The 21,180-nt window shown below is 62.7% G+C and carries 22 protein-coding genes; 11 read left to right on the top strand and 11 right to left on the bottom strand.

Annotated elements, in window-relative coordinates:
• Nucleotides 1-16: 16 nt before the first annotated feature.
• Nucleotides 17-871, top strand: coding sequence for a DUF4344 domain-containing metallopeptidase (locus tag QQL79_RS09935; RefSeq protein WP_284390320.1), 855 nt, complete (start codon nucleotides 17-19; stop codon nucleotides 869-871).
• Here the strand turns inward: QQL79_RS09935 and QQL79_RS09940 are convergent.
• The 3 genes from QQL79_RS09940 to QQL79_RS09950 all read right to left on the bottom strand — a co-directional run bounded on the left by QQL79_RS09940 (nucleotide 868) and on the right by QQL79_RS09950 (nucleotide 3,642).
• On the bottom strand, nucleotides 868-1,485 hold the full coding sequence (locus QQL79_RS09940) for a YitT family protein (protein ID WP_284390322.1): 618 nt from the start codon (nucleotides 1,483-1,485) through the stop codon (nucleotides 868-870). The genes QQL79_RS09935 and QQL79_RS09940 overlap by 4 nt on opposite strands.
• A complete protein-coding gene (locus tag QQL79_RS09945; protein ID WP_284390324.1) occupies nucleotides 1,482-1,928 on the bottom strand; it encodes a DNA polymerase III subunit chi in 447 nt (148 codons plus the stop codon). The genes QQL79_RS09940 and QQL79_RS09945 overlap by 4 nt, the downstream gene beginning before the upstream one ends.
• A 232-nt stretch (nucleotides 1,929-2,160) precedes the next feature.
• Nucleotides 2,161-3,642, bottom strand: a complete 1,482-nt coding sequence (locus QQL79_RS09950; RefSeq protein ID WP_284390326.1) for a leucyl aminopeptidase — start codon at nucleotides 3,640-3,642, stop codon at nucleotides 2,161-2,163.
• Between the two features lie 211 nt (nucleotides 3,643-3,853).
• On the opposite strand from QQL79_RS09950, the gene QQL79_RS09955 reads away from it, so the two are divergent.
• From QQL79_RS09955 to rsmA, 6 genes are all read left to right on the top strand, one after another.
• Nucleotides 3,854-4,924, top strand: a complete 1,071-nt coding sequence (locus tag QQL79_RS09955) for an LptF/LptG family permease (RefSeq protein ID WP_284390328.1) — start codon at nucleotides 3,854-3,856, stop codon at nucleotides 4,922-4,924.
• Entirely contained in the window at nucleotides 4,921-5,991 is a 1,071-nt protein-coding gene (locus tag QQL79_RS09960; protein WP_284390330.1) for an LptF/LptG family permease, read from the top strand. The genes QQL79_RS09955 and QQL79_RS09960 overlap by 4 nt, the downstream gene beginning before the upstream one ends.
• Nucleotides 5,988-8,291, top strand: a complete 2,304-nt coding sequence (locus QQL79_RS09965) for an LPS-assembly protein LptD (RefSeq protein ID WP_284390331.1) — start codon at nucleotides 5,988-5,990, stop codon at nucleotides 8,289-8,291. The genes QQL79_RS09960 and QQL79_RS09965 overlap by 4 nt, the downstream gene beginning before the upstream one ends.
• A gap of 102 nt (nucleotides 8,292-8,393) precedes the next feature.
• Nucleotides 8,394-9,302, top strand: a complete 909-nt coding sequence (locus tag QQL79_RS09970; RefSeq protein ID WP_284390332.1) for a peptidylprolyl isomerase — start codon at nucleotides 8,394-8,396, stop codon at nucleotides 9,300-9,302.
• Between the two features lie 45 nt (nucleotides 9,303-9,347).
• Nucleotides 9,348-10,349: a 4-hydroxythreonine-4-phosphate dehydrogenase PdxA gene (gene pdxA, locus QQL79_RS09975; protein WP_284390333.1), complete on the top strand. Its 1,002-nt coding sequence runs from the start codon at nucleotides 9,348-9,350 to the stop codon at nucleotides 10,347-10,349.
• On the top strand, nucleotides 10,346-11,191 hold the full coding sequence (gene rsmA / locus QQL79_RS09980) for a 16S rRNA (adenine(1518)-N(6)/adenine(1519)-N(6))-dimethyltransferase RsmA (RefSeq protein ID WP_284390335.1): 846 nt from the start codon (nucleotides 10,346-10,348) through the stop codon (nucleotides 11,189-11,191). The genes pdxA and rsmA overlap by 4 nt, the downstream gene beginning before the upstream one ends.
• Here the strand turns inward: rsmA and QQL79_RS09985 are convergent, their stop codons facing one another.
• The 8 genes from QQL79_RS09985 to fabD form a co-directional block, all read right to left on the bottom strand.
• Nucleotides 11,192-12,430, bottom strand: a complete 1,239-nt coding sequence (locus tag QQL79_RS09985) for an MFS transporter (RefSeq protein WP_284390337.1) — start codon at nucleotides 12,428-12,430, stop codon at nucleotides 11,192-11,194.
• A gap of 66 nt (nucleotides 12,431-12,496) precedes the next feature.
• Entirely contained in the window at nucleotides 12,497-13,135 is a 639-nt protein-coding gene (gene gmk, locus QQL79_RS09990; RefSeq protein ID WP_284390339.1) for a guanylate kinase, read from the bottom strand.
• 9 nt (nucleotides 13,136-13,144) lie between these two features.
• Entirely contained in the window at nucleotides 13,145-14,035 is an 891-nt protein-coding gene (locus tag QQL79_RS09995; protein WP_284390340.1) for a YicC/YloC family endoribonuclease, read from the bottom strand.
• The gene (gene mltG / locus QQL79_RS10000) at nucleotides 14,032-15,162 is read right to left on the bottom strand and encodes an endolytic transglycosylase MltG (RefSeq protein WP_284390341.1); all 1,131 of its coding nucleotides are present in this window, start codon (nucleotides 15,160-15,162) and stop codon (nucleotides 14,032-14,034) included. The genes QQL79_RS09995 and mltG overlap by 4 nt, the downstream gene beginning before the upstream one ends.
• 176 nt (nucleotides 15,163-15,338) lie before the next feature.
• Entirely contained in the window at nucleotides 15,339-16,601 is a 1,263-nt protein-coding gene (fabF, locus tag QQL79_RS10005; protein ID WP_284392861.1) for a beta-ketoacyl-ACP synthase II, read from the bottom strand.
• 41 nt (nucleotides 16,602-16,642) lie between these two features.
• Nucleotides 16,643-16,879, bottom strand: coding sequence for an acyl carrier protein (locus QQL79_RS10010; protein WP_035100440.1), 237 nt, complete (start codon nucleotides 16,877-16,879; stop codon nucleotides 16,643-16,645).
• A 215-nt stretch (nucleotides 16,880-17,094) separates the two neighbouring features.
• On the bottom strand, nucleotides 17,095-17,832 hold the full coding sequence (fabG, locus tag QQL79_RS10015) for a 3-oxoacyl-[acyl-carrier-protein] reductase (protein WP_284390360.1): 738 nt from the start codon (nucleotides 17,830-17,832) through the stop codon (nucleotides 17,095-17,097).
• Between the two features lie 56 nt (nucleotides 17,833-17,888).
• Nucleotides 17,889-18,839 (bottom strand): ACP S-malonyltransferase, encoded by a 951-nt coding sequence (fabD, locus tag QQL79_RS10020; RefSeq protein ID WP_284390363.1) that lies wholly within the window; start codon nucleotides 18,837-18,839, stop codon nucleotides 17,889-17,891.
• A 208-nt stretch (nucleotides 18,840-19,047) separates the two neighbouring features.
• Between fabD and QQL79_RS10025 the strand changes: the two genes are divergently transcribed.
• From QQL79_RS10025 to rplI, 4 genes are all read left to right on the top strand, one after another.
• Nucleotides 19,048-19,428, top strand: coding sequence for a VOC family protein (locus QQL79_RS10025; RefSeq protein WP_284390365.1), 381 nt, complete (start codon nucleotides 19,048-19,050; stop codon nucleotides 19,426-19,428).
• A gap of 279 nt (nucleotides 19,429-19,707) precedes the next feature.
• Complete coding sequence (rpsF, locus tag QQL79_RS10030; RefSeq protein WP_284390366.1) at nucleotides 19,708-20,118, top strand: 30S ribosomal protein S6; 411 nt, start codon at nucleotides 19,708-19,710, stop codon at nucleotides 20,116-20,118.
• Nucleotides 20,119-20,136: 18 nt separating this feature from the next.
• Nucleotides 20,137-20,391, top strand: a complete 255-nt coding sequence (gene rpsR, locus QQL79_RS10035) for a 30S ribosomal protein S18 (RefSeq protein ID WP_046169334.1) — start codon at nucleotides 20,137-20,139, stop codon at nucleotides 20,389-20,391.
• Nucleotides 20,392-20,553: 162 nt separating this feature from the next.
• Complete coding sequence (gene rplI, locus QQL79_RS10040; RefSeq protein ID WP_284390368.1) at nucleotides 20,554-21,126, top strand: 50S ribosomal protein L9; 573 nt, start codon at nucleotides 20,554-20,556, stop codon at nucleotides 21,124-21,126.
• The last annotated feature ends 54 nt before the right edge of the window (nucleotides 21,127-21,180 follow it).

Genomic DNA, 21,180 nt, shown 5'->3' on the forward strand with positions numbered 1-21,180 from the left:
ACTGCGAGAGTCAGTCATGCGCACATTCTATCGTGGCATCGTCCTTTTGATCGGTTTGTGCGCGATGGCGTTACAGGGGACGGCCGCAGCGGATCTCACCAAGGCGCAGCGCGCGGAAATGCGGCGCTTTGCGGCCAATAATAGCCTCTTCGTGCTCTATCATGAGGTCGCCCATCTCCTGGTCGACCAGCTCAACCTGCCGGTGCTGGGGCGTGAGGAAGACGCCGCCGACAACATGGCCACCTGGACGCTGCTCAGCAAGCATACGCGCGATGCCGAGCAGGCGCTGGCCGATGCCGCCAAGGGCTGGATTCTGTCGGGCGTCGCCTATGACAGCGGCGGGACAGAAAGCGATTACGCGGCCGCCCATACGCTGGACAAGCAACGCGCCTATCAGATCGTCTGCCTGATGGTGGGGAGCGATGACAAGGCGTTCCAGCCCATTGCCAACGATTACGCGCTGGATCGCGACCGGCAGGACACCTGCTATTTCGACTACGAATTGGTCAAGCGGAGCTTTGAGGGCCTATTGGGCACCCGCGCCAACAAGAATGGCAGCGGCACCAAGGTCAATGTGACCTATCACGATGCCGGGGGCCGGCTGAAGGATGCCGCCGCAGCATTCAAATCGAGCGGCGTGTTCGACCAGGTCGCCGACGAATTGCGCAGCCGCTACAATGTGCGCCAGACGGTGCAGTTCAATGCCAAGCGCTGCGGCGAGGCCAATGCCTTTTATGATCCCGAGACGGTCGAGATCATCTTCTGCTACGAGCTGATGCAGGACTATATGGACCTCTATCAGGACGACCTGACCAGCCAGGCCGAGGCATCGCAGACAAGCCGGCAGAAGGACAAGGACAAGCCGTCTTAGCTGAATCCGACGTAACGGCCCGGCTTGTGATTGAGGGCGACGATCAGGTTGAGCACCAGCGCGCCGAGGACCGAATAGAGCACCCGGTCGAAGGGCAGCACGAAAAAGGCGATCAACAGGATGACCGCATCGACGCCGAGCTGGAAATAGCCGGCGCGGATGCCGAAATTGTCCTGCAGGAACAGGGCGAGGATATTGATGCCGCCCACGCTGGCCTTGTGGCGGAACAGCGAAAGAATGCCCAGCCCGATCAGTCCGCCGCCAACAAGGGCGGCAAAGAGCGGATGAATGCTGGAGATGCCGAGCCAGTCGGGGACGTGAACCGAGAGCCACGAGACCAGGCCAACGCTGACGAAAGTCTTGATGGCGAAGGGCCAGCCCATGCGCAGCACGGCCAGCACATAGAATGGCAGATTGATGCCGAAGAATAGCCAGCCGAAGGGTATGCCGGTGGCATATTGCAGCAGCAGGGCGACGCCGGCCGTGCTGCCGGTGATCAGGGTGACTTGCGCGTAAAAGACAATGCCGAGCGAAACCAGCGTGGTGCCGATCAGGATGGCGAAAATGTCTTCGTGTAGCTGGTGGCGGCTTGGCGTGGAGAGATCGGGCGTCATGCCTTCTTGACCCAGCGGCCATTGGCTTCCTGCTGCCAATAGGTCACCGTATTGCCGTCGCGCAGGGCTTTCCAGGCGAGCCGGGCTTCGGCTACCGCATCGGGATCGTGGCCGGAAAACATGTAGACGATGCGCTCATAGCCTTCGGCCGATTGCGGCACGGCGCGATCGACAAAGAAGCGGCACGCCGCACCATTGGGATTGTCCGGCCCGGTGGTGATGAGGACGGGCTGGAGCGCATCGGTTTCTTCCCCCGCCAGCCCATGGGCAAGGAAGCTATCCTCACGATAGGTCCAGAGGTGGGCATCGAGCGCTTCGGCACGCTCGGTGGAGCCGACTTCGACCACGGCGCGCCAGCCCCGCTCGATGGTCTTTTCCAGCAGCAGCGGAATGACCGCTTCAAGCGGGCGGCCTTCCAGATGGTAGAAGAGGATGTCGGGCATGGCCTACTTAAGCGCGAGAGGCTGGTGGGTGGAAGACTGAATCGGTGCGCGACGAGCCGAAGTGGTGGCCTTCTCCCCTTGTGGGAGAAGGTGCCCGGAGGGCGGATGAGGGGGTTCTGTGGCGTCTGCGAGGCCCGAAGCATGGGATGGCGCAGAACCCCTCACCCTCGAAAATCCGCTGAACGCGGATTTCCTATCCCTCTCCCACAAGGGGAGAGGGGAAGAAGACAGCCTATCCCTCGTAATAATCCCTGACCAGCCGGTCGAGCAGCGCGACACCGAAGCCGGCGGACCAGGAGGCGTTGGTTTCGGTGGCGGCGGCGCCGAATGCCGTGCCGGCAATATCCAGATGCGCCCAGGGCACATTGTTGACGAAGCGCTGCAGGAACTGGGCCGCCGTGATCGAGCCGGCCGGGCGGCCGACCGAGTTGCGGATATCGGCAAACTTGGATTCGATCAGCTTGTCGTAAGCGGGGCTCAGCGGCATGCGCCAGAGCTTCTCATTGGCCGTTATGCCGGCATTGAGCAGCCGGATGGCCAGCTCGTCATTGTTGGAGAAAAGGCCGGCATGTTCATGGCCCAACGCCACGATGATCGCGCCGGTCAACGTGGCCAGGTTGATCATGAAGCGGGGCTTGAAGCGATCCTGCGTGTACCAGAGCGCGTCGGCCAGCACGAGACGGCCTTCGGCATCGGTATTGATCACCTCGATCGTCGTGCCGCTCATGGCCTTGACGATATCGCCAGGACGCACCGCGTTGCCCGAGGGCATGTTTTCGACGAGGCCAATGACGCCCACGGCATTGACCGGCGCCTTGCGTCCGGCCAGGGCGCGCATGAGGCCGGTAACGGCAGCAGCGCCGCCCATATCGCCCTTCATTTCCTCCATATTGGCGGCGGGCTTGATGGAAATGCCACCGGTGTCGAAGACCACGCCCTTGCCGACAAAGGCCAGCGGGGCATCGCCGACGTCGCCGCCGCGCCATTGCATGACGACGAGGCGGGCGGGCCGCTCCGACCCCTGAGCCACACAGAGGAGCGAACCCATGCCGAGCTTTTCGAGCTGGGCGGGTTCGAGAATTTCGACATCGACACCGAGATCGGACAATTCGGCCGCCTTGGCGGCGAACTCGACCGGGCCGAGAACATTGGCCGGTTCGTTGATCAGATTGCGGGCCAGCAGCGTGCCCTCGACCACCGCGTCACGATCGGCAATTGCCGTATCGGTGGCGGCGGGATCGGCGACATGGAGGGTGATGGCGATATCGGCAGCGGGGTCGTCGGGCCGGGCGGTCTTGTATTTGTCGAACTTATAGTGCCGCAGGCGCAGGCCAGCGGCGAGTTCGGCAATGGCCGCGGGCGTGGCTCCGGCTTCGTCGATGACGACGGCGACCGACTCGGCCCGCGCGGCCGCGATCTTGGCTAGGAGCGAACCACCGCGATCGGTCCAGGCATTGAGGGGCACGTCTCCTTCGGACTTGCCCTTGCCCAGAACGATCAAACGGCCAGCGCCCTGCCCGATGATATCAAGCGCCTGGCCTTGCTTGCCCTTGAAAGCCGCCGATGCACTGGCGGCTTGCCAATCGAGACCCGTTGCGGACCAGATGGCGGCGCCTGCGCCAGCGGGCGCTTCGCCTTCGGCCGCATAGATGATGGTCAGAGGAGCGGAAGCAGCAGCGAAAGCTGCCGTTTGGATGGAGAGTTTCTGGGGCATTGGTCGGCCTTGAAAAGCATGGCGGGCGCCATGCAAGAAAGATTTGCCCCGAGCATTGAGGGGATTGCCTGCCGCGTCAATCCCGCAACACTGACCGGGCAAATCGGCCTGCGGACTGTCCCCAGCTTGTGTGTAAATCGCATCTATCCCACTGTCGACGCCGCTCCGAACAGGACATAAAAGCGGCGCTTGTGGACGCCATGGGTAATGAATGAAGCGACTGACCGCCTATCTCGCACGCCTGTTCGTTATCGACGCGCTGATCCTGTTCGGCGTGGTGTGCATCTTGCTGTGGCTGGTCAATTGCCTGCGCTCGTTCGATGTGGTGTCGGTGAAAGGGCAAGGGCTGGTGACGCTGGCGCAGCAGGCCCTGCTGACCATGCCGCCGCTGGCGCTGACATTCTTCTATGTCTGCGTGGGCATCGGCCTGGCGCGAGCCCTGCAGGCCCTGCAGAACAGCCGTGAACTGCATATCATCCACACCAGCTATGGCCTGCCCTCGCTGTGGCGGGCAACCGGTGTGGTGGCGGTAGCCGGTGTTCTTGCCGTGCTGCTGCTCTCCAATGTGCTTTCGCCCATGGCCAATAAGCGCCTCAATATCCTTTCGGCCAGCGTTGCCGCCGACCTGATCAGCACCACACTCAAGCCGAAGCGCTTTACGCAGGTAACGCCAGGGGCGCTGCTGCTGATCGGGGGCCGCGCGGGCAATGGTGAAATCACCGAATTTTTTGCCGACGACCGCAGAGATCCGGAAATGCGGCACACCTATATGGCCGATACGGCCCGCGTCTCTTCGGACGGCCAGGGCTATGTCATCGAGCTTTACAACGGCTCGCTGCAATATACGTCGAAAACCGGTCAGTTTTCGGAGATTTCGTTCAGCCGCTACGATCTCAATGTCGAACGGCTCTCCCAGGCCACGGGCGCGGTCAACTGGCTCAACGAGACGGACAGCTTTTCGCTGGTGAGCGCTTCGCTGGCCAGCGGCACCTGGCCGCCGGAAGTGGTCTCCGAGCTCGCCAAACGCATGTTCGAGGGCCTCAAGGTGGTCGGCATCTGCATGCTGGTTCTGGCGATGTGCGGCTTTCCCAGCGGAAGGCGCACCCGGCTTGCTCTGCCCATGGAAGTGGTGGTCATGCTGCTGGCCTTTGTCGAACTGGGCGTCAGCGCCTATAGCCCGATCGGACCGGCGACCGGGGCCCTGCTGATGATGGTTGTCGGTGGGATAACCTTGTTGATCCGGGCGCGACCGCGCACTCCCGGCGCCGTGGTGCCGGTATGACACGGATCGATTGGCTGGTTTTGTCGCGCCTGGGCAGCCGCATCGGCGCGACCGTATTCGTCTTCTACGGGCTGATCACCCTGGTGGAATCGCTCGATACGGGACGTTTCAACTTCGTCGCCGAGAACCGCGGCATCGGCATGGCCCTTGTCATGGTGGCGATGAGCGGGGTGCGCTGGACCATCAAGACCCTGCCGGTGACAGTGCTGATGGGGGCCATTATCGGCTTTATCGATCTCAAGGCGCGGCACGAATTGACCGTGATCAAGAGCAGCGGCCTATCGATCTGGCGCATTGTACGGGCCCCCACGATTGCGCTCATGCTGATCAGTTTTGTGATTGCGCTGGGGGCAGAAACCATCAGCACACAGATCAATCGCGAGCTGAACCCCACCCCGCCGGGCGAGGCGTCCCTGTTGACGCCGCCAGGGGAAATCTGGCTCGAGCAGCGCTCGGGCGATACGCGCTATGTGATGCTAGCGACCGATATGCGGCCGGGCGGTTCGGTTTTGGGCAATGTCACCATCTTCAATCTCGCCAATGCTTCCGACCATCGAATCGAGGCGCCAGAGGCATTTCTGCAGGACGGCCACTGGGTGCTGCCCAGCGCCATTGTGCGCAATCCCGATACGCAGCCGCACGAGGTTTTCAACTACAGGCTGCCCACGACATCCACCCCGGCCGAAATCAATCTGCGGCTTGCCTCCACCGAGGACATGACTTTTTTCGAGTTAGCGCAGTTGTTGCAATCGGGTGTTACCGATAGCGCGATACGCAGCGCCGCGACCATGCGGCTGATCAAACTTCTGGCTCTGCCGCTGCTGCTAACGGGTTCGCTGTTCATTGCTTTTGCGTTTACCGCAGGTTATCGAAGGTCGTCTAATTTTGGTCCCGCGGTTCTCTATGGGATCGTGCTTGGGTTAGTTGTGTTTGTGATTACCGAGATGGCCGACCGGGCCGGGTCGACCGGCGTTCTCGACCCCGCGTTTGCCGCAGTCGGACCGGCGTTCGTTGCTATCGTCATCGGTGTAACGGTGCTGCTGCATAAGGAAGACGGGCGTACGTGAGTAAGGGCTGGGGCGCACAGATTCGATCGTCATTGCGCCTGGCCATTGCCGGCGCGGCGATGGGTATTGCTCTGGCAGGCGGCGCCATGGCGCAGGGACTGGTTCCCACAGATTTTTTCACCGCCCGAGTCGCCCCCGGCGCGCCCACTGGCGTCGAGGCCGATAACCTGTCGGTTGACGGCAATACCAATATCATCACCGCCACCGGCAATGTCGTGGTGACGCGCGGCGGCTACACTGTGACCGGCCAGCGTCTGGTTTATAACCGGTTGACCAGCGATGCACATTTCGTCGGCGCGGTGACGATCCGCGATCCGTCCAACAATGTGACGGAAACCGAGGACCTGCAGCTGACCGGCGGGATGAAACAGGCGCTGCTCGATGCGCTGACCATCACCAGCTATGATGGCGCACGGATCACGGCCGACAGCGCTGACTATGATGAAGCGCTGCGGACAATTTTGAATAACGCGACCTATTCGCCATGCGGGGAATGCATCGACAGCAAGGGCCGGCGCATCGGCTGGTCGATGCATGCCAACCGGGTCACGCAGAACCGGGAAGACGGCTCCCTCGCGCTTGAACAACCAAGCCTTGCGGTATTGGGCGTGCCGGTGGCCTGGCTGCCCTATCTGTGGCTGCCCGACACGAGCCAGGGCGCGGTTGCCGGCCTGCGCACGCCGTCGTTCGATTATAGCGAAGAGATCGGGCTCAAGGTCGAAGTGCCCGTGGCGGTCTATTCGAGCCGTTGGACCGACGTCATCCTGACCCCTACCCTGCTGACCGGCCAGGGGTTCCTGATGGGCGCGGAATGGATCCAGCGCTTCAACAATGGCTCGTTCAGCATCAAGGGCTCGGGGCTTTATCAGTTCAATCCGGGCGCTTTCAGCTTTTCGGAGGCGCAGAAGGAATGGCGCGGGGCGCTGCAGACCTCGGGCGAATTCCGGCCGATCGCCGATTGGAAAGTGGGCTGGTCCTATACCAAGTTCACCGATGCAGGCTATCTTCGAGACTATCGAATGACCGAGGCCAAATCGTCGGTGAACGAGGTCTATGCCACCAATCTGACTCGAGACACCTATATCGACATCCGGATGCAGCAGTTTAACCTGCTGGGCAATGTGACCGAGGCCAGCCAGAACCGCCAGGGCAAGGCCCTGCCCAATGCACGGTTCGAGCATTTCATGGAATTGGCGCCGGGCATGGGGCGGCTGGAGATCAGCGGACGACTGCTGGGCGTGCGGCGGGACGAGGATGCGACTATTTCACCCCGGAACGGCGTGCCCTACAATTTTGGCTATTCAGGCGAGAAGACCCATGCGGTGTTCCAGGCCGGATGGCAGAACCAGTGGATTGGTGCGGGCGGGTTTGTCGCGACGCCCTATCTGGGTGGCCGGGCTGACGTGGCCTATTACGATGGAACTAGCACGGCAGTGAGCGCGCCGGGTGAAACGACGCTGTGGAGCGCTACGCCGATTGCGGCGATGGATGTCCGCTTCCCGATGGCAGCCAGCGATGGCTCGACGGTGCATCTGATCGAGCCGATCGGCCAATTGGTCTATCGGGGCTCCGATACGACAGCTGTGGGCATCACCAATGACGATGCGCAGAGCTTCGTCTTCGATGACACAAATTTGTTCAGCTATAACCGCTTCACTGGCAGTGATCGGCAGGAGACAGGGCTGCGCGCCAATATCGGTGGTCGCTACCAGGCCAATTTCGTCGATGGCTCGTATCTCGAACTACTCGGCGGGCAGTCGTTCCACCTGGCAGGGACCAATGCCTTTGCCTCGCCGGACCAGGCGCAAACGGGTGTCGGCGGCGGGCTGGAGGACGAGACTTCTTACGCGGTTCTGGGCGCTTACGGCATGTTCGCACCCGGCTTCAAGGTCGGCGGCAAAGTGCAGATAAACACTGACGATTGGCTACTGACGCGCACCGGCCTGGGCGTCAGCTATGCCAATTCAGGGTATTCGGCGAAGCTGGACTACAATTACATCGCAGCCAATGCGGATGCCGGCGTTCTCGATCCGCAGCAGGAAGTGGGCGTGGAACTGGGCGTGCCGCTGATGGATTACTGGCGGATGACCGGCAATACCTATTGGGATATCACCAATAGCAGCTGGCTACAGGTGGGCGCGGGTCTAACCTATGATGACGGCTATGTGGTGATCGGCGCGACCGCCCTGCGCACCGGCCCGACCCATACCAGCCCCGACGATACCAGGTTTACCGCCAACTTCCGGCTCAAGACCCCGGCAGGTCTCGACTTCGGACTTATGGGCAGGACCACCCAGTAAGAGTGTGCCTTGCGGATTTTGGCCGCAATCATCGGGCAATTGACAGCGCAGTTTTCCCGCCGCATTGAGAGCGGGCACATATTCTTGGACAGGCGAACGACGATGATGGCATTCGGACACTGGGGACGCGCGGCGAGCGCAGCGATGGTTGGCCTGGTCATGACCGTGGCTATGGCCGCGCCAAGCCTGGCGGCGACCGTTGTGACCGTCAATGGCACGCCGATTACCGACGTGCAGGTGGATCAGCGCCTGCGCCTTTTCAGCATGGAAGGCAACAAGACCGGCCGCAAGGGCGCGACCGATCAGCTCATTGAGGAAGCATTGCAGATGGACGAGGCCAAGCGGCTCGGCATCACCGTCTCCAATGCGCAGATCGATGAGGGCCTGCAGCAGGTATCGCGCAACATCAAGATCAGCCAGGACAAGCTGATCCAGCTGTTGCAGCAGAACGGCGTTGGCGTCGAGACGCTGCGCGACCGGCTGCGCGCCGCCATTGCCTGGAACGCTGTGACCGAGCAGGCCATCATGCCGCAGGTGCAGATTTCCGATCTGGAACTCGACCAGAAAGCAGCCGGCCAGGTCGCGGCCTGGCAGAATTATGACTACATCCTCAAGGAAGTCATCTTCGTGGCGCCTGGCGGCCAGGGTGCAGGCGGCCGTACGGCCCAGGCCAATCGCTACCGTTCGAGCTTTGCCGGTTGCGACAATGCAGTGCAATTGTCGCTGAGCTATACCGATGCCGCGGTGATCGATGTCGGCCGCCGCCATGCCACACAGCTTCCCGAGGCCATTGCCAAGGAACTGGCCGGGCTCAATGTCGGCGGCATCACCAAGCCGCGCGTGGTCGATACCGGCGTCTCGATGCTGGCGATCTGCCAGAAGACCCAGGCCGAAGATCTGACCTTCATCAAGGGCAATCTGGAGGCCGAGGCCGGCATGGGCGCCTTGCAGCAGCAGACGGCCAACTACCTGGCCGACCTGCGCAGCCGCGCCAAGATCATCTATAACTAAGGCTCGCTGCCCGGCAGCGGGCAGGGAGTGATCGACGAGGGCAAAATGAGCAAGCCGCTGGCCATCAGCATGGGTGAGCCAGCGGGCATTGGCCCCGATCTCATCCTCTCGCTCTATGCACGCCGCGCCGAGCTGGACCTGCCGCCGTTCTGCGTTTTCGGACATGTCGAATTCCTGAAGGCAAGGGCCCAGCGGCTCGGCCTCAGCCTCGATATCGCGGCGGCCACGCCAGCAGAGGCCGCGATCGTGTTTCCATCCGCGCTACCGGTCGTGCCGGTTGAAGGGCTCGTGGCGGACCATCCCGGCAAGGCCAGTCCGCTGGCTGCGCACGCCGTCATCCAGTCGATCGCCGGGGCGGTGGAAGCCGTACTATCGGGCGGCTGCCGGGGGCTGGTGACAGCACCGATCAGCAAGGCGAGCCTTTATCACGCCGGTTTCAAGCATCCGGGCCATACGGAGTTTCTTGCCGAACTCTGCGCTCGCGGCGGGGTGGCCAAGCTGCCCGTGATGATGCTGGCGCATGGCAAGCTCAGGGCCGTGCCGGTGACCATCCACGTGCCTATCAAGGATGTGCCCGGCTTGCTGACCAAGGAATTGATCGTGGATACCGGCCGGATCGTTGCGCATGATTTCAAGCAGCGCTTCGGCATCGCCAATCCCCGGATCGCCATAGCGGGTCTCAATCCCCATGCTGGCGAAGGCGGGGCGATCGGCCGGGAAGACCTCGAAATCGTGGCGCCGGCCGTGGCCGAACTGCAGTTCGAGGGGATCGAGGCTATCGGCCCCCTTCCCGCGGATACGCTGTTTTACCCCGCGCATTGGGCGCAATATGATGCCGTTCTCGCCATGTATCACGATCAGGCGCTGATCCCGATCAAGACCGTTGCCTTTGAGGATGCGGTCAACCTGACGCTTGGCCTGCCAATCGTGCGGACGTCGCCCGATCACGGCACGGCATTCGACCTGGCGGGAACCGGGCGAGGGTCGGACAAGAGCATGCTGGCCGCGATCAGGATGGCCGACGCGATGACGGCGCAGGCATCATGAGCCAGATCGACGACCTGCCGCCGCTGCGCGAAGTCATCGCCGAGCATGGCCTGCGCGCCAAGAAGGAACTCGGACAGAACTTCCTGCTCGATCTCAACCTCACTGCGCGCATTGCGCGGGTCGGCGGCTCGCTCGAAGGGGTGCGCGTCATCGAGGTGGGCCCGGGCCCCGGTGGATTGACGCGAGCCCTGCTGGCGGAAGGCGCCAAGGAAGTCATCGCCATTGAACGCGATGCACGCGCCCTGCCCGCGCTGGCGCAGATCGCCGAGGCCTATCCGGGCCGGCTGACCGTGATCAGTGGCGACGCGATGGAGATGGACTATCGCGTGCTGGCCGATGGACCGACGCGGATCATTGCCAACCTGCCCTATAATATCGCAACGCCACTGCTGACCGGTTGGCTGACGAGCGATCCGTGGCCACCCTATTTCGAGAGCCTGACGCTGATGTTCCAGCGCGAGGTGGCCGAGCGCATTTGCGCCGGAGCCGGTGACGATGCCTATGGCCGGTTGGGTGTGCTGGCAGGCTGGCGGACCGATGCGCGGATTGCCTTCAATGTGGGACGCCAGGCCTTTGTACCACCGCCCAATGTCACTTCGGCCGTGGTGCATCTGGTACCCAAACCCATTAGCGGCGACGTGGCGGTGAAGGATCTGGAGCAGGTGACGCGGGCCGCTTTCGGGCAGCGCCGCAAGATGGTGCGGCAGAGCCTTAAGGCGACTGGCGTTCCGGTGGAAGCGCTGCTGGCGGCGGGGGGTCTCAAAGGCGACGAGCGAGCCGAGGAATTGCCGGTCGACACCTTTCTCGCCATGGCCCGCGCCCTGCCTGGGCTCAAGCGCTGATCAGACGCCGGCGGGTGGTGCCGCGGGTTTCTCGGCTATGGGCAAAGGCGGCAGGGCCATGAGGCGGATGGCGACGAGCATGGCAGCGACGATTGCGCCGCCACTGACCAGCATGACGCCGGTCCAGCCCCAGGCGACCCAGGCATAGCCACCCAAGGTGCCCAGCACGGACGAACCCAGGTAATAAGCAAAGAGATAGATGGCCGAGGCTTGTGCGCGGCCAACCAGGGCCCGCCGAGCAACCCAGGCGCTGGCAATGCCATGGGCGGCGAAATAGCCCATGGTGGCGATGGCCAGCCCGGCAATGATGACCGGCGTCGATGGCACGATGGTGAGGAAGACGCCAATGCCCATGGTGAGCACCATGGCCCAGAAGACCTTGCGGCGGCCGAGGCGCTGGGCCAGCCCGCCAGCCCAGGCCGAGCTGAAGCTACCCAGCAGATAGACCACGAAAATGGCCGAGATGGCCGTGTGGCTGAGGGAGAATGGCGGCAGAGCCAGCCGGAACCCGGCATAATTGTAGAGCGTGACGAATGAGCCCATCAGCAGAAAGGCTGAAAGGAAGAGCCAGGGCAGGCCCTTGTCGCGGAACTGCAGGACTATGAGCCTGACCAGATCGCCTGCCGACAGCCTGTTGCGGGCCGAGTTGTGCGGTCGTGGCAGCAGCACGATGACGACCAATGCCGCCACCGCGATAGCCGCGCCCAGAATGGCGAGCGCGGGCCGCCAGCCCAGCCAATCGGCAAGGATGCCCGAAACCAGCCGGCCCGCCATGCCGCCAATGGCGGTTCCGCCAATATAAAGGCCCATGGAAAAGCCCAGGGCATCGGGGTCCATCTCCTCGGCCAGATAGACCATGGCGACGGCGGGAAGCCCCGACAGCGTCAGGCCGATCAGGGTGCGGATGGCGAGGAGCGTGGTCCAATTGGGCGCCAGCGGCAGCAGCAGGCCCAGGCCCGCCGTCAGCACGATGGCCCAGACCATGAGCGTGCGACGGCCGAGACGGTCGGAAACCCAACTGGCCAGCAAAAGGGCGATGGCGAGCGTGGCGGTGGTTGCCGAGAGCGCGAGTGAACTGGCGCCCGCATCCAGTCCGAACTCCTCGGCAAAGATCGGAAGCAGGGGCTGAACCGAATAAAGCGAAGCAAAGATGGCGAAGGCGGAGAGGAAGAAGGCGATGTTGGCCCGCCGAAAGGCCGGGGTGCCGCGTTTGATGGTGGTCGGTAACCCGCTACTCATGTCCGCTGCCATTTACTCTTGCGGTGGACAAGCATAACCCTTCGCGTACTCCCGCAGATCAACCTCTCAAAGAGAATCGATCTGGCTCTGCAAATCCTTGACGAAGCTGGATAAATTGAGCTGGCGGTTGCGCTCCAGGCGAGCCGAAACAAGAATGGAGCGGACGCGCTGGGTCGAGGCTTCCAGGTCTTCGTTGACGATCACATAGTCATATTCATGGAAGTGATCCATCTCGTCGCGGGCGTTCTGGAGTCGCTTTTCGATGGTGCCCACGCTGTCCTGGGCGCGGCGCTCAAGCCGGGCGCGCAGCTCCTTGATGGAGGGCGGCAGGATGAACACTGTCACCATGTCCTTGCGGCTATTGCGATAGAGCTGGAGCGTACCCTGATAGTCGATGTCAAAGAGGATATCGTTGCCTGCGGCCAGTTGCTCTTCGACATGGGCCCGCGGCGTGCCGTAGAAATTGCCGTGGACCTCGGCCGATTCCAGCAATTCGCCATCGGCCTGCATGCGCTTGAAGGTAGGCACGTCGATGAAGTGATAGTGCTTGCCATCGACCTCATCGGTGCGGCGAGCGCGGGTCGTTACCGATACGGATAGCCGGATATTGGGATCGGCCCCGAACAGCGCGCGCGAAATCGACGATTTCCCGGCCCCCGAAGGCGAGGCGATGACCAACATGACGCCGCGGCGCTGAAATTCCATCGCCAGATCCTATTCGATGTTCTGCACTTGCTCGCGTAGTTGATCGATCGCCGCCTTGAGGTCAAGACCGATGCCGGTGAGCTCCACGGCATTGGCTTTGGCGCATAGCGTATTGGCCTCGCGATTGAATTCCTGGGCCAGGAAATCAAGGCGGCGCCCTGCTGGTTCGCCGCCAGCAATAAGCTGCCGGGCACTGACAATGTGAGCGGCCAGGCGGTCGAGTTCCTCGCGGATATCGGCCTTGGTCGCCAGCAGCAGCGCCTCCTGGGCAAGCCGGTCGTCCGGCACGGCGATGTCGGCCGTGATATCGGCCAGCTGCTGGCGCAGACGCGCCAGAATGGCCTCGCGGCTGCGTGCCGGATGGGTCTCGGCGCGGGCGACAAGCGTCTCGATCTCGTCCAGGCGTTCGAGCAGCACGGCGGCGATATGAGAGCCCTCCTGCCGGCGGGCCAGCACCAGATCGACGAGAACCTGCGCCACGCCTTCGAGGATGGCCGTGGCAAGGGCCTCTTCGGCTGCGGGATCCATGGGCCGGTCGCGCTGTTCGAGCACGCCCTTGAGACCCAGAATGCCATCGAGCCGGGGGCGGTCGGCATCGACCCTGCCCGACAGGTCGGATAGCGCCGCCAGAACGGTGGCGAGCGCCTGCGGATTGACCAGCAGGTCGCCCCCTGCCCCATCGCGCTCGACGGTCAGGGTGAAGGTGATCGAACCGCGCGACAGCGTCTTGCCGATAAGCTGGCGGATATCGCCTTCAAGCGCATCGAAACCAGGGGCGAGGCGCATCCGCATGTCGAGGCCGCGCCCATTGACGGACTTGATCTCGCAGGTGAAGGACGCGCCAGGCACCGCGCCGGCGGCGCGGGCATAGCCCGTCATGCTGGCGAGCGATCGGCTCACGGATTGGCCGGAGCCGCTTCGCCACCGGCGCCCTCGGCCTCCTCGGCTTCCAGTGCCTGCCGGGCAGCTTCCGCGTCGGCCTCGGCCTGCTCCGCAGCGGCGCGGGCAATCTCGCGATAGCGCGCCACGTTCTGCTGATGCTCGGCATAGGTCTCGGCGAAGACGTGCCCCTCGGAGGGGGTGGCGCCCTTGGCGACGAAGTAGAGATAGTCGTGACTATCGGGATGGGCCACGGCCTTGAGCGCTTCGACGCCCGGATTGGCAATCGGCGTGGGGGGGAGCCCGTCAATCTGATAGGTATTATAGGGCGTCTGCGCCTCGATTTCCGACCGCCGCAGGCCACGGCCAAGGTTGGACTGCCCCTTGGTGATGCCATAGATGATGGTGGGATCGGATTGCAGCCGCATACTTTCACGCAGGCGATTGACGAAGACTGCCGCAACCTGCGGCCGCTCACTGGCGACGCCGGTTTCCTTTTCGACGATCGAGGCCAGAACCAGCATCTGCTCGGGGGTTTCGAGCGGCAGATCGTCCTGGCGGCCGGCCCAGATCTCGGCCAATTGGGTGGTCATGGCCGTCTGCATCTTGTCGAGCACGGACTGGCGCGTATCGCCGGGCACATAATCATAGCTGCCCGGCAGGATCGAGCCTTCAGCCGGCAGGCTCGTGACCTCGCCAACCAGATTGCTATCGGCATTAAGCCGCTGGATGGCATCCCATGAGGTCCAGCCTTCGGGAATGGTCACCGCATAGCGGATCGGGTTGCCCTCGGTAATTTCCTTGAGGATATCGGCCATGCTGGCGCCAGCCGGAATGCGGAAATCGCCGGCCTTGATCGCGGCCTGGCGCTCGAGCGCACGACCGCCCGCCTGGAAGATGAAGCGGTTGGAAATCAGCCCCTGCTCTTCGAGGCGCTGTGCCGTCGAGGCCAGCCCGCTGCCCGATTCGACGCGGAAAGTGGTGTCTTCGTGTGCCGGCCCGTCGCCATAGAACTGGGAGGCGCCGTACAGCAGCACGCCGCCGGCCACCAGAAGGCCGAGCACAAGCAGGGTCAGGAAGCCGTTGAGAATATCGATGAAACCGTTGCTGGAGCGGCGTCTTGGCCGTCTGGCCTTGCGTTCATTCATCGTGATGCGTCACCCTCGGGGCCCGTTCGCACGACTGCGCCGGGTCTTGTCAACGATTTGGCGCCAAAGCGCTTGGCTGGCATGGCCGGGCGCATTGTTCGCATGCCCCCGTGCAAAGGCAAGAGGCCACACCGCGGATGGCCCGCGATGTGAACGTCTTTGTACCGTTGATGCGGTCAGTGGACCTTGCGCATCACCAGGGTCGCATTGGTGCCGCCGAACCCGAACGAGTTGGACAGCGCCACATTGATCTCCTTCTTGAACGCCTTTTTGGGCACAAGATTGATGACCGTATCGACCGAGGGATTGTCGAGATTGAGCGTTGGCGGGGCGATATTGTCGCGCATGGCCAACAGCGAGAAGATGGCTTCGACCGAACCGGCAGCACCCAGCAGGTGGCCGACGGCGGACTTGGTCGAGCTCATGGCGACGGTGGAAGCCGCATCGCCCAGCACACGGGTAACCGAGCCAAGCTCGATCTCGTCGCCAAGCGGCGTCGAGGTGCCATGCGCGTTGATATAGTCGATTTCGGACGGCGCGATACCGGCCCGCTTGATGGCGGCGGACATGCAGCGGAAACCGCCGTCGCCGTCCTCGGAGGGAGCGGTGATGTGATAGGCATCGCCCGAAAGGCCGTAGCCGATGATTTCGCCATAGATCTTGGCGCCGCGGGCCTTGGCCCGCTCATAATCCTCGAGCACGACAATCCCGGCGCCTTCGCCCATGACGAAACCATCGCGGTCCTTGTCATAGGGACGGGAAGCGGCGGTCGGATTGTCGTTGAAACCGGTGGAAAGCGCACGGCAGGCGGCAAAGCCAGCCATGGCGAGGCGATTGACGCAGCTTTCGGTGCCGCCGGCGACCATGACGTCAGCATCGCCCAGGGCGATCAGCCGGGCCGCATCGCCAATGGCGTGAGCGCCGGTCGAGCAGGCCGTGACCACGGAGTGGTTGGGGCCCTTGAGACCGAAACGGATGGAAACCTGGCCGGAGGCCAGATTGATAAGGCGGCCCGGAATGAAGAAGGGGCTGATGCGGCGCGGACCCTTTTCGTGCAGGGTGATGGAGGCTTCATAGATGCCCCCTACCCCGCCAATGCCAGAGCCGATCAGGACGCCAGTGCGCTCCTGATCTTCCTTGGTCTTGGGTTCGACACCGGCATCCTGGATGGCCTGGGTCGCGGCAGCCATGGCGTAGACAATGAAGGCGTCTACCTTGCGCTGCTCTTTGACCTCCATCCAGTCGTCGGGATTGTACTTGCCGTCGGCATAGTCGCCGAGCGGCAAGCGATGGGCAATCTGGCAAGCGATATCATCGACCTGGAAGTCGTCGATGCGCTTGGCGCCGCTTTTGCCGGCCAAGATATTGGCCCAGGTGGCTTCAACTCCGCAGCCGAGGGGCGTAACAAGGCCCATCCCGGTGACGACGACGCGGCGCAATTCCATACTCTACCTGCCTATCCCAGCTGGCCCGAAGGGGCTTAGCCGACGGCCTTGGTGAGGAAGGAAACAGCATCACCGAAAGTCTGGATCGACTCGGCGGCATCATCAGGAATTTCGACCGAGAATTCTTCTTCGAAAGCCATCACCAGTTCGACCTGATCGAGCGAGTCAGCGCCCAGATCGTCGATGAAGCTGGCCTTTTCGACCACTTTCTCGGCATCCACATTGAGGTGTTCCACAACGATCTTGCGGACCCGATCAGCGACATCGCTCATATTTGACTTCCCTTTTAGAAATCGACGTTTCGTTTCGCTTCTTATTGGCGCAATGCCAAATCTTCAAGCATGGTTTTGGCCTGCACAGAGGCAATGTAAGCGGCCTTTCCGGCGCTCGCAAGACGGACCGGCAGAGGTTACCGCGGGGCGGGTTAGCACGTTTTTTCGAGGTTAGCCATAAGGCGCACCCCCCAAAAACCGGGCTTTTCCGCAGATCAGATCATCGCCATGCCGCCATTTACGTTCAACGTATGGCCGGTGATATAGGCGGCAGCGTCGCTCGCAAGGAAGACGGCGCAGCCTGCGATTTCCTGTGCAGTACCCAAACGGGCCGCCGGAATCGTCCCCAGAATGGCCTCGCGCTGCTTGTCGTTGAGCTCATCGGTCATGGCCGAAGCGATGAAACCGGGGGCGATGGAGTTGACCGTGATCCCGCGCGAGGCCACTTCATGGGCCAGCGCCTTGTTCATGCCGATCAGGCCAGCCTTGGAGGCGGCATAATTGCCCTGCCCCGGATTGCCGGTGACACCGACGACCGAGGAAATGCCGATGATGCGGCCGAAGCGCTGCTTCATCATTCCGCGCAGCACGGCGCGGGTCAGGTGGAAGGCAGCGGTGAGATTGACCGCCAGCACCTCGTCCCATTCTTCATTCTTCATGCGCATGAAGAGATTGTCGCGCGTCATGCCGGCATTGTTGACCAGGATATCGATGCCACCCATGGCCGCTTCCGCCGCAGGCACCAGCTTATCGACATCGTCGAGCTGGGAGAGATTGCAGGGCAGAACCGGGCTGTCCTTGCCGATCTCCTTGGCCACGTCTTCGAGCGCACCGACCCGGGTGCCGCTGAGGGCGACAGTGGCGCCGGCCTCGGCCAGGGCCTTGGCGATCTCGCGGCCGATGCCGCCGCTGGCGCCGGTCACGAGGGCGCGCTTACCAGTCAAATCAAACATTTAGTCCTCCTCCACGGAGAAAGTGATTCAAGCGCTTCATGGCTTGATTCAAGGTGTCAGGCAGTGAGTTCAGCGACGAAAGCGTCGATATCGGCCGGAGTACCGACCGCGTTGGCGATGGCTTCGGCATTGATGCGCTTGGCAAGGCCGGTCAGAACCTTGCCAGTGCCCAGTTCATGCAGATGGGTCACGCCAGCCTCGGTGGTGAGCCAGGTGACGCTTTCGGACCATTTGACGTCGCCGGTGACCTGCTCGACCAGGCGGCGGCGGATTTCGGCGGGATCAGAAATCGGGGCGGCCAGCACATTGGCGACCACGGGCACGACGGGCGCGCGCATTTCGACCTCGGCCAGGGCGCTTTCCATGGCCTCGGCGGCGGGCTGCATCAGCGAGCAATGGAAGGGCGCGCTGACGGGCAACAGCAGAGCGCGCTTGGCGCCCTTTGCCTTGGCGATTTCCACGGCGCGTTCCACCGCGGCGATATTGCCGGAGACGACGACCTGACCGGGAGCATTGTCATTGGCGAGATCGCAGACCTCGCCCTGCGCAGCTTCTTCGGCAACGGCGCGGGCGGTTTCGAAATCGAGGCCCAGCAGCGCGGCCATGGCGCCGTGCCCGACGGGGACGGCCTTCTGCATGGCCTGGCCGCGCGTCTTGAGCAGGCGGGCGGTGTCGGACAGCGAGAATGTGCCGGCGGCGCAAAGCGCGGAATATTCGCCAAGCGAGTGACCGGCGACATAGGCCGCGTGGTCGGCGAGCTTGATGCCTTTGGATTCGAGAACGCGAACAACGGCGAGGCTGACCGCCATCAAAGCCGGCTGGGCGTTCTCAGTGAGACGCAAGATATCGTCAGGGCCTTCGAACATGATGGCCGAAAGACGCTGATTGAGTGCCTCGTCGACTTCCTGAAATACGGCACGGGCTTCGGGATAGGCGGCTGCAAGATCCTTGCCCATGCCGACGACCTGGCTGCCCTGGCCGGGAAATGTGAAAGCGCGCTTGGTCATGATGTCCCCTATGGCGATGCAGTTAGACAAACCGCATGCGGTATGTCCAGTCAGGCGGCGTTTGCCGGGAGTGTGTGGCAGAGTCAAGGCGGCAAGGGCGGCGAAAGCACTTCGCAAGGCGCGCGAATGCCTGCGTGATCGCGTTTACACCCAGGCGCCACAGGCGTATTTTATCGGTTGTGACAGGCTCTCAGAAAGGGAGGAAGTTATGCTCACAGATCATCGTGCCTACGCAACCATCCCAGCTGCAGACATGGCGCGCGCAAAGACCTGGTATCGCGACAAACTCGGCCTCACCCCGGCAATGGAAGATGACATGGGGTGCATGTACAAGGTCGGCGGCGGCACCAGCTTCCTGCTTTACCCCACGCCCAATGCCGGCAAGGCGCCCAATACCCTGCTGTCCTTCACCACCGACGACGTGGAAGCCGAAGTGCGCGACCTGCGCCAGCATGGCGTCATGTTCGAAGATTACGACATGCCCGGCCTCAAGACGGTCGATGGCATTGCGACGATGGGCAAATTCCACGCCGCCTGGTTCAAGGATTCGGAAGGCAATATCCTGGCTGTCGGCGACGAACCCAACTAGGCCCCAGCAAGTGAGCCGGGCATGCGTTCGACCTGCCCGGTTCGTGGCAAAGCCTGTTTCTGCTTGATCTCAGCCCGGTTTCCCCCTATTGGGACGCCAGCAATTCGTTTGGCCGGGGGCTGAACGGAGGGTTTGTCGTTTGAAAGAATGACGAATAGGGCTGATGCCCGGCCTCCCGTGTTCCCGCTCTTTGCAAGACTGCTTTGACGCCTTTCCGGCTTCAAGGAGGCTCCGCGCCAGACATTGCATGTGTGTTAAACCACGAAGGAAGGCGCATTCATGGCCCTTTACGAGCATATCTTCCTGGCGCGCCAGGACGTATCGCAGCAGCAGGTCGAAGAACTGACCACTGCTCTGACCGAAATCCTCGCTTCTGGCGGCGGCAAGGTCACCAAGAACGAATATTGGGGCCTCAAGGGTCTCTCCTACCGCATCCGCAAGAACCGCAAGGCTCACTATACGCTGATGAACATCGACGCTCCGGCTCCCGCCGTTGCCGAAATGGAACGCCAGATGCGCATCAATGAAGACATCCTGCGCTTCATGACCGTGCGCGTCGACGAGCTGGAAGAAGGCCCGTCCGCCATGATGCAGAAGCGCGATCGCGACGACCGTGACGGCACCCGTCCGGATCGTGGTGGTGAGCGCGGTGGCTTTGCCGGCGGCGAACGCCGTCCCCGCCGTTTCTAAGATAAGGACCGAAAAGCTATGGCTATCAAAGACCTGACCACTGCCCAGGCCCGCCGTCCGTTCCAGCGCCGCCGCAAGACCTGCCCGTTTTCGGGCGAGGGCGCGCCCAAGATCGACTACAAGGACGTGCGCCTGCTGAGCCGCTATGTTTCCGAGCGCGGCAAGATCGTGCCGAGCCGCATCACCGCCGTTTCGGCCAAGAAGCAGCGCGAACTGGCCCAGGCCATCAAGCGTGCCCGCTTCATCGGCATCATGCCTTACGCTGTCCAATAAGCTCACTGGGACGGCGATCGCTACCAGATCGCCGTCCCAACGGCTTCTTGTCCGCGTAAGTGCCAGACTACCTGTGCCCCTTACGGAGCACATCGTTGGGGTTGCGGATGGTCCGTGGCTCCTAACCGTCCGAGAGACGGGACAGCCCAAAGGAATATTCCCATGAAAGTTATTCTGCTCGAGCGCATTGGCCGCACCGGCACCATCGGCGACGAAGTCAGCGTGAAGGACGGCTTTGCCCGTAACTTCCTGCTGCCGCAGGGCAAGGCGCTGCGCGCCACTGCCGCCAATCGCCAGAAGTTCGAGGCCGAGCGCGCCCATATCGAACAGCGCAATGAAGACCGCCGCAAGTCGGCTGCCGGCATTGCCGAAGGTCTTGACGGCAAGGTCGTCGTGATCATCCGCCAGGCCGGCGAAACCGGCCAGCTCTACGGTTCGGTCGCTTCGCGCGACATCGTCGAGGCCCTGGCCAATGACGGCTTCACCGTGCAGCGTTCGCAGGTCGACCTGGCCGACCCGATCAAGTCGGTTGGCGTGCATACCGTGCCGCTGAACCTGCATGCCGAAGTTGCCGTGTCGATCTCGGTCAACGTCGCCCGTTCGGAAGACGAAGCGGCCCGCCAGAGCGCTGGTGAAGACGTGACCGTCACCCAGTACGATGCCGACGAAGAAGGCGACTTCGCCGCCGGCCAGAAGGACGCTGCCCAGGACGACCGTTTCGACGACGAAGTCTAAGGGTTCGCTTCTGCGATGAACTGAAAGCCGGGCCTTGTGCCCGGCTTTTTTTGT

Source organism: Devosia yakushimensis (assembly GCF_030159855.1).
Lineage (GTDB): Bacteria > Pseudomonadota > Alphaproteobacteria > Rhizobiales > Devosiaceae > Devosia > Devosia yakushimensis.

What these genes read in the sequence shown, in the direction of transcription:
- QQL79_RS09935 (WP_284390320.1), top strand. Translation starts at nt 17, where the DNA reads ATGCGCACATTCTATCGTGGCATCGTCCTTTTGATCGGTTTGTGCGCG.
- QQL79_RS09940 (WP_284390322.1), bottom strand. Translation starts at nt 1,485, where the DNA reads ATGACGCCCGATCTCTCCACGCCAAGCCGCCACCAGCTACACGAAGAC.
- QQL79_RS09945 (WP_284390324.1), bottom strand. Translation starts at nt 1,928, where the DNA reads ATGCCCGACATCCTCTTCTACCATCTGGAAGGCCGCCCGCTTGAAGCG.
- QQL79_RS09950 (WP_284390326.1), bottom strand. Translation starts at nt 3,642, where the DNA reads ATGCCCCAGAAACTCTCCATCCAAACGGCAGCTTTCGCTGCTGCTTCC.
- QQL79_RS09955 (WP_284390328.1), top strand. Translation starts at nt 3,854, where the DNA reads ATGAAGCGACTGACCGCCTATCTCGCACGCCTGTTCGTTATCGACGCG.
- QQL79_RS09960 (WP_284390330.1), top strand. Translation starts at nt 4,921, where the DNA reads ATGACACGGATCGATTGGCTGGTTTTGTCGCGCCTGGGCAGCCGCATC.
- QQL79_RS09970 (WP_284390332.1), top strand. Translation starts at nt 8,394, where the DNA reads ATGATGGCATTCGGACACTGGGGACGCGCGGCGAGCGCAGCGATGGTT.
- pdxA (WP_284390333.1), top strand. Translation starts at nt 9,348, where the DNA reads ATGAGCAAGCCGCTGGCCATCAGCATGGGTGAGCCAGCGGGCATTGGC.
- rsmA (WP_284390335.1), top strand. Translation starts at nt 10,346, where the DNA reads ATGAGCCAGATCGACGACCTGCCGCCGCTGCGCGAAGTCATCGCCGAG.
- QQL79_RS09985 (WP_284390337.1), bottom strand. Translation starts at nt 12,430, where the DNA reads ATGAGTAGCGGGTTACCGACCACCATCAAACGCGGCACCCCGGCCTTT.
- gmk (WP_284390339.1), bottom strand. Translation starts at nt 13,135, where the DNA reads ATGGAATTTCAGCGCCGCGGCGTCATGTTGGTCATCGCCTCGCCTTCG.
- mltG (WP_284390341.1), bottom strand. Translation starts at nt 15,162, where the DNA reads ATGAATGAACGCAAGGCCAGACGGCCAAGACGCCGCTCCAGCAACGGT.
- QQL79_RS10010 (WP_035100440.1), bottom strand. Translation starts at nt 16,879, where the DNA reads ATGAGCGATGTCGCTGATCGGGTCCGCAAGATCGTTGTGGAACACCTC.
- fabG (WP_284390360.1), bottom strand. Translation starts at nt 17,832, where the DNA reads ATGTTTGATTTGACTGGTAAGCGCGCCCTCGTGACCGGCGCCAGCGGC.
- fabD (WP_284390363.1), bottom strand. Translation starts at nt 18,839, where the DNA reads ATGACCAAGCGCGCTTTCACATTTCCCGGCCAGGGCAGCCAGGTCGTC.
- QQL79_RS10025 (WP_284390365.1), top strand. Translation starts at nt 19,048, where the DNA reads ATGCTCACAGATCATCGTGCCTACGCAACCATCCCAGCTGCAGACATG.
- rpsF (WP_284390366.1), top strand. Translation starts at nt 19,708, where the DNA reads ATGGCCCTTTACGAGCATATCTTCCTGGCGCGCCAGGACGTATCGCAG.
- rpsR (WP_046169334.1), top strand. Translation starts at nt 20,137, where the DNA reads ATGGCTATCAAAGACCTGACCACTGCCCAGGCCCGCCGTCCGTTCCAG.
- rplI (WP_284390368.1), top strand. Translation starts at nt 20,554, where the DNA reads ATGAAAGTTATTCTGCTCGAGCGCATTGGCCGCACCGGCACCATCGGC.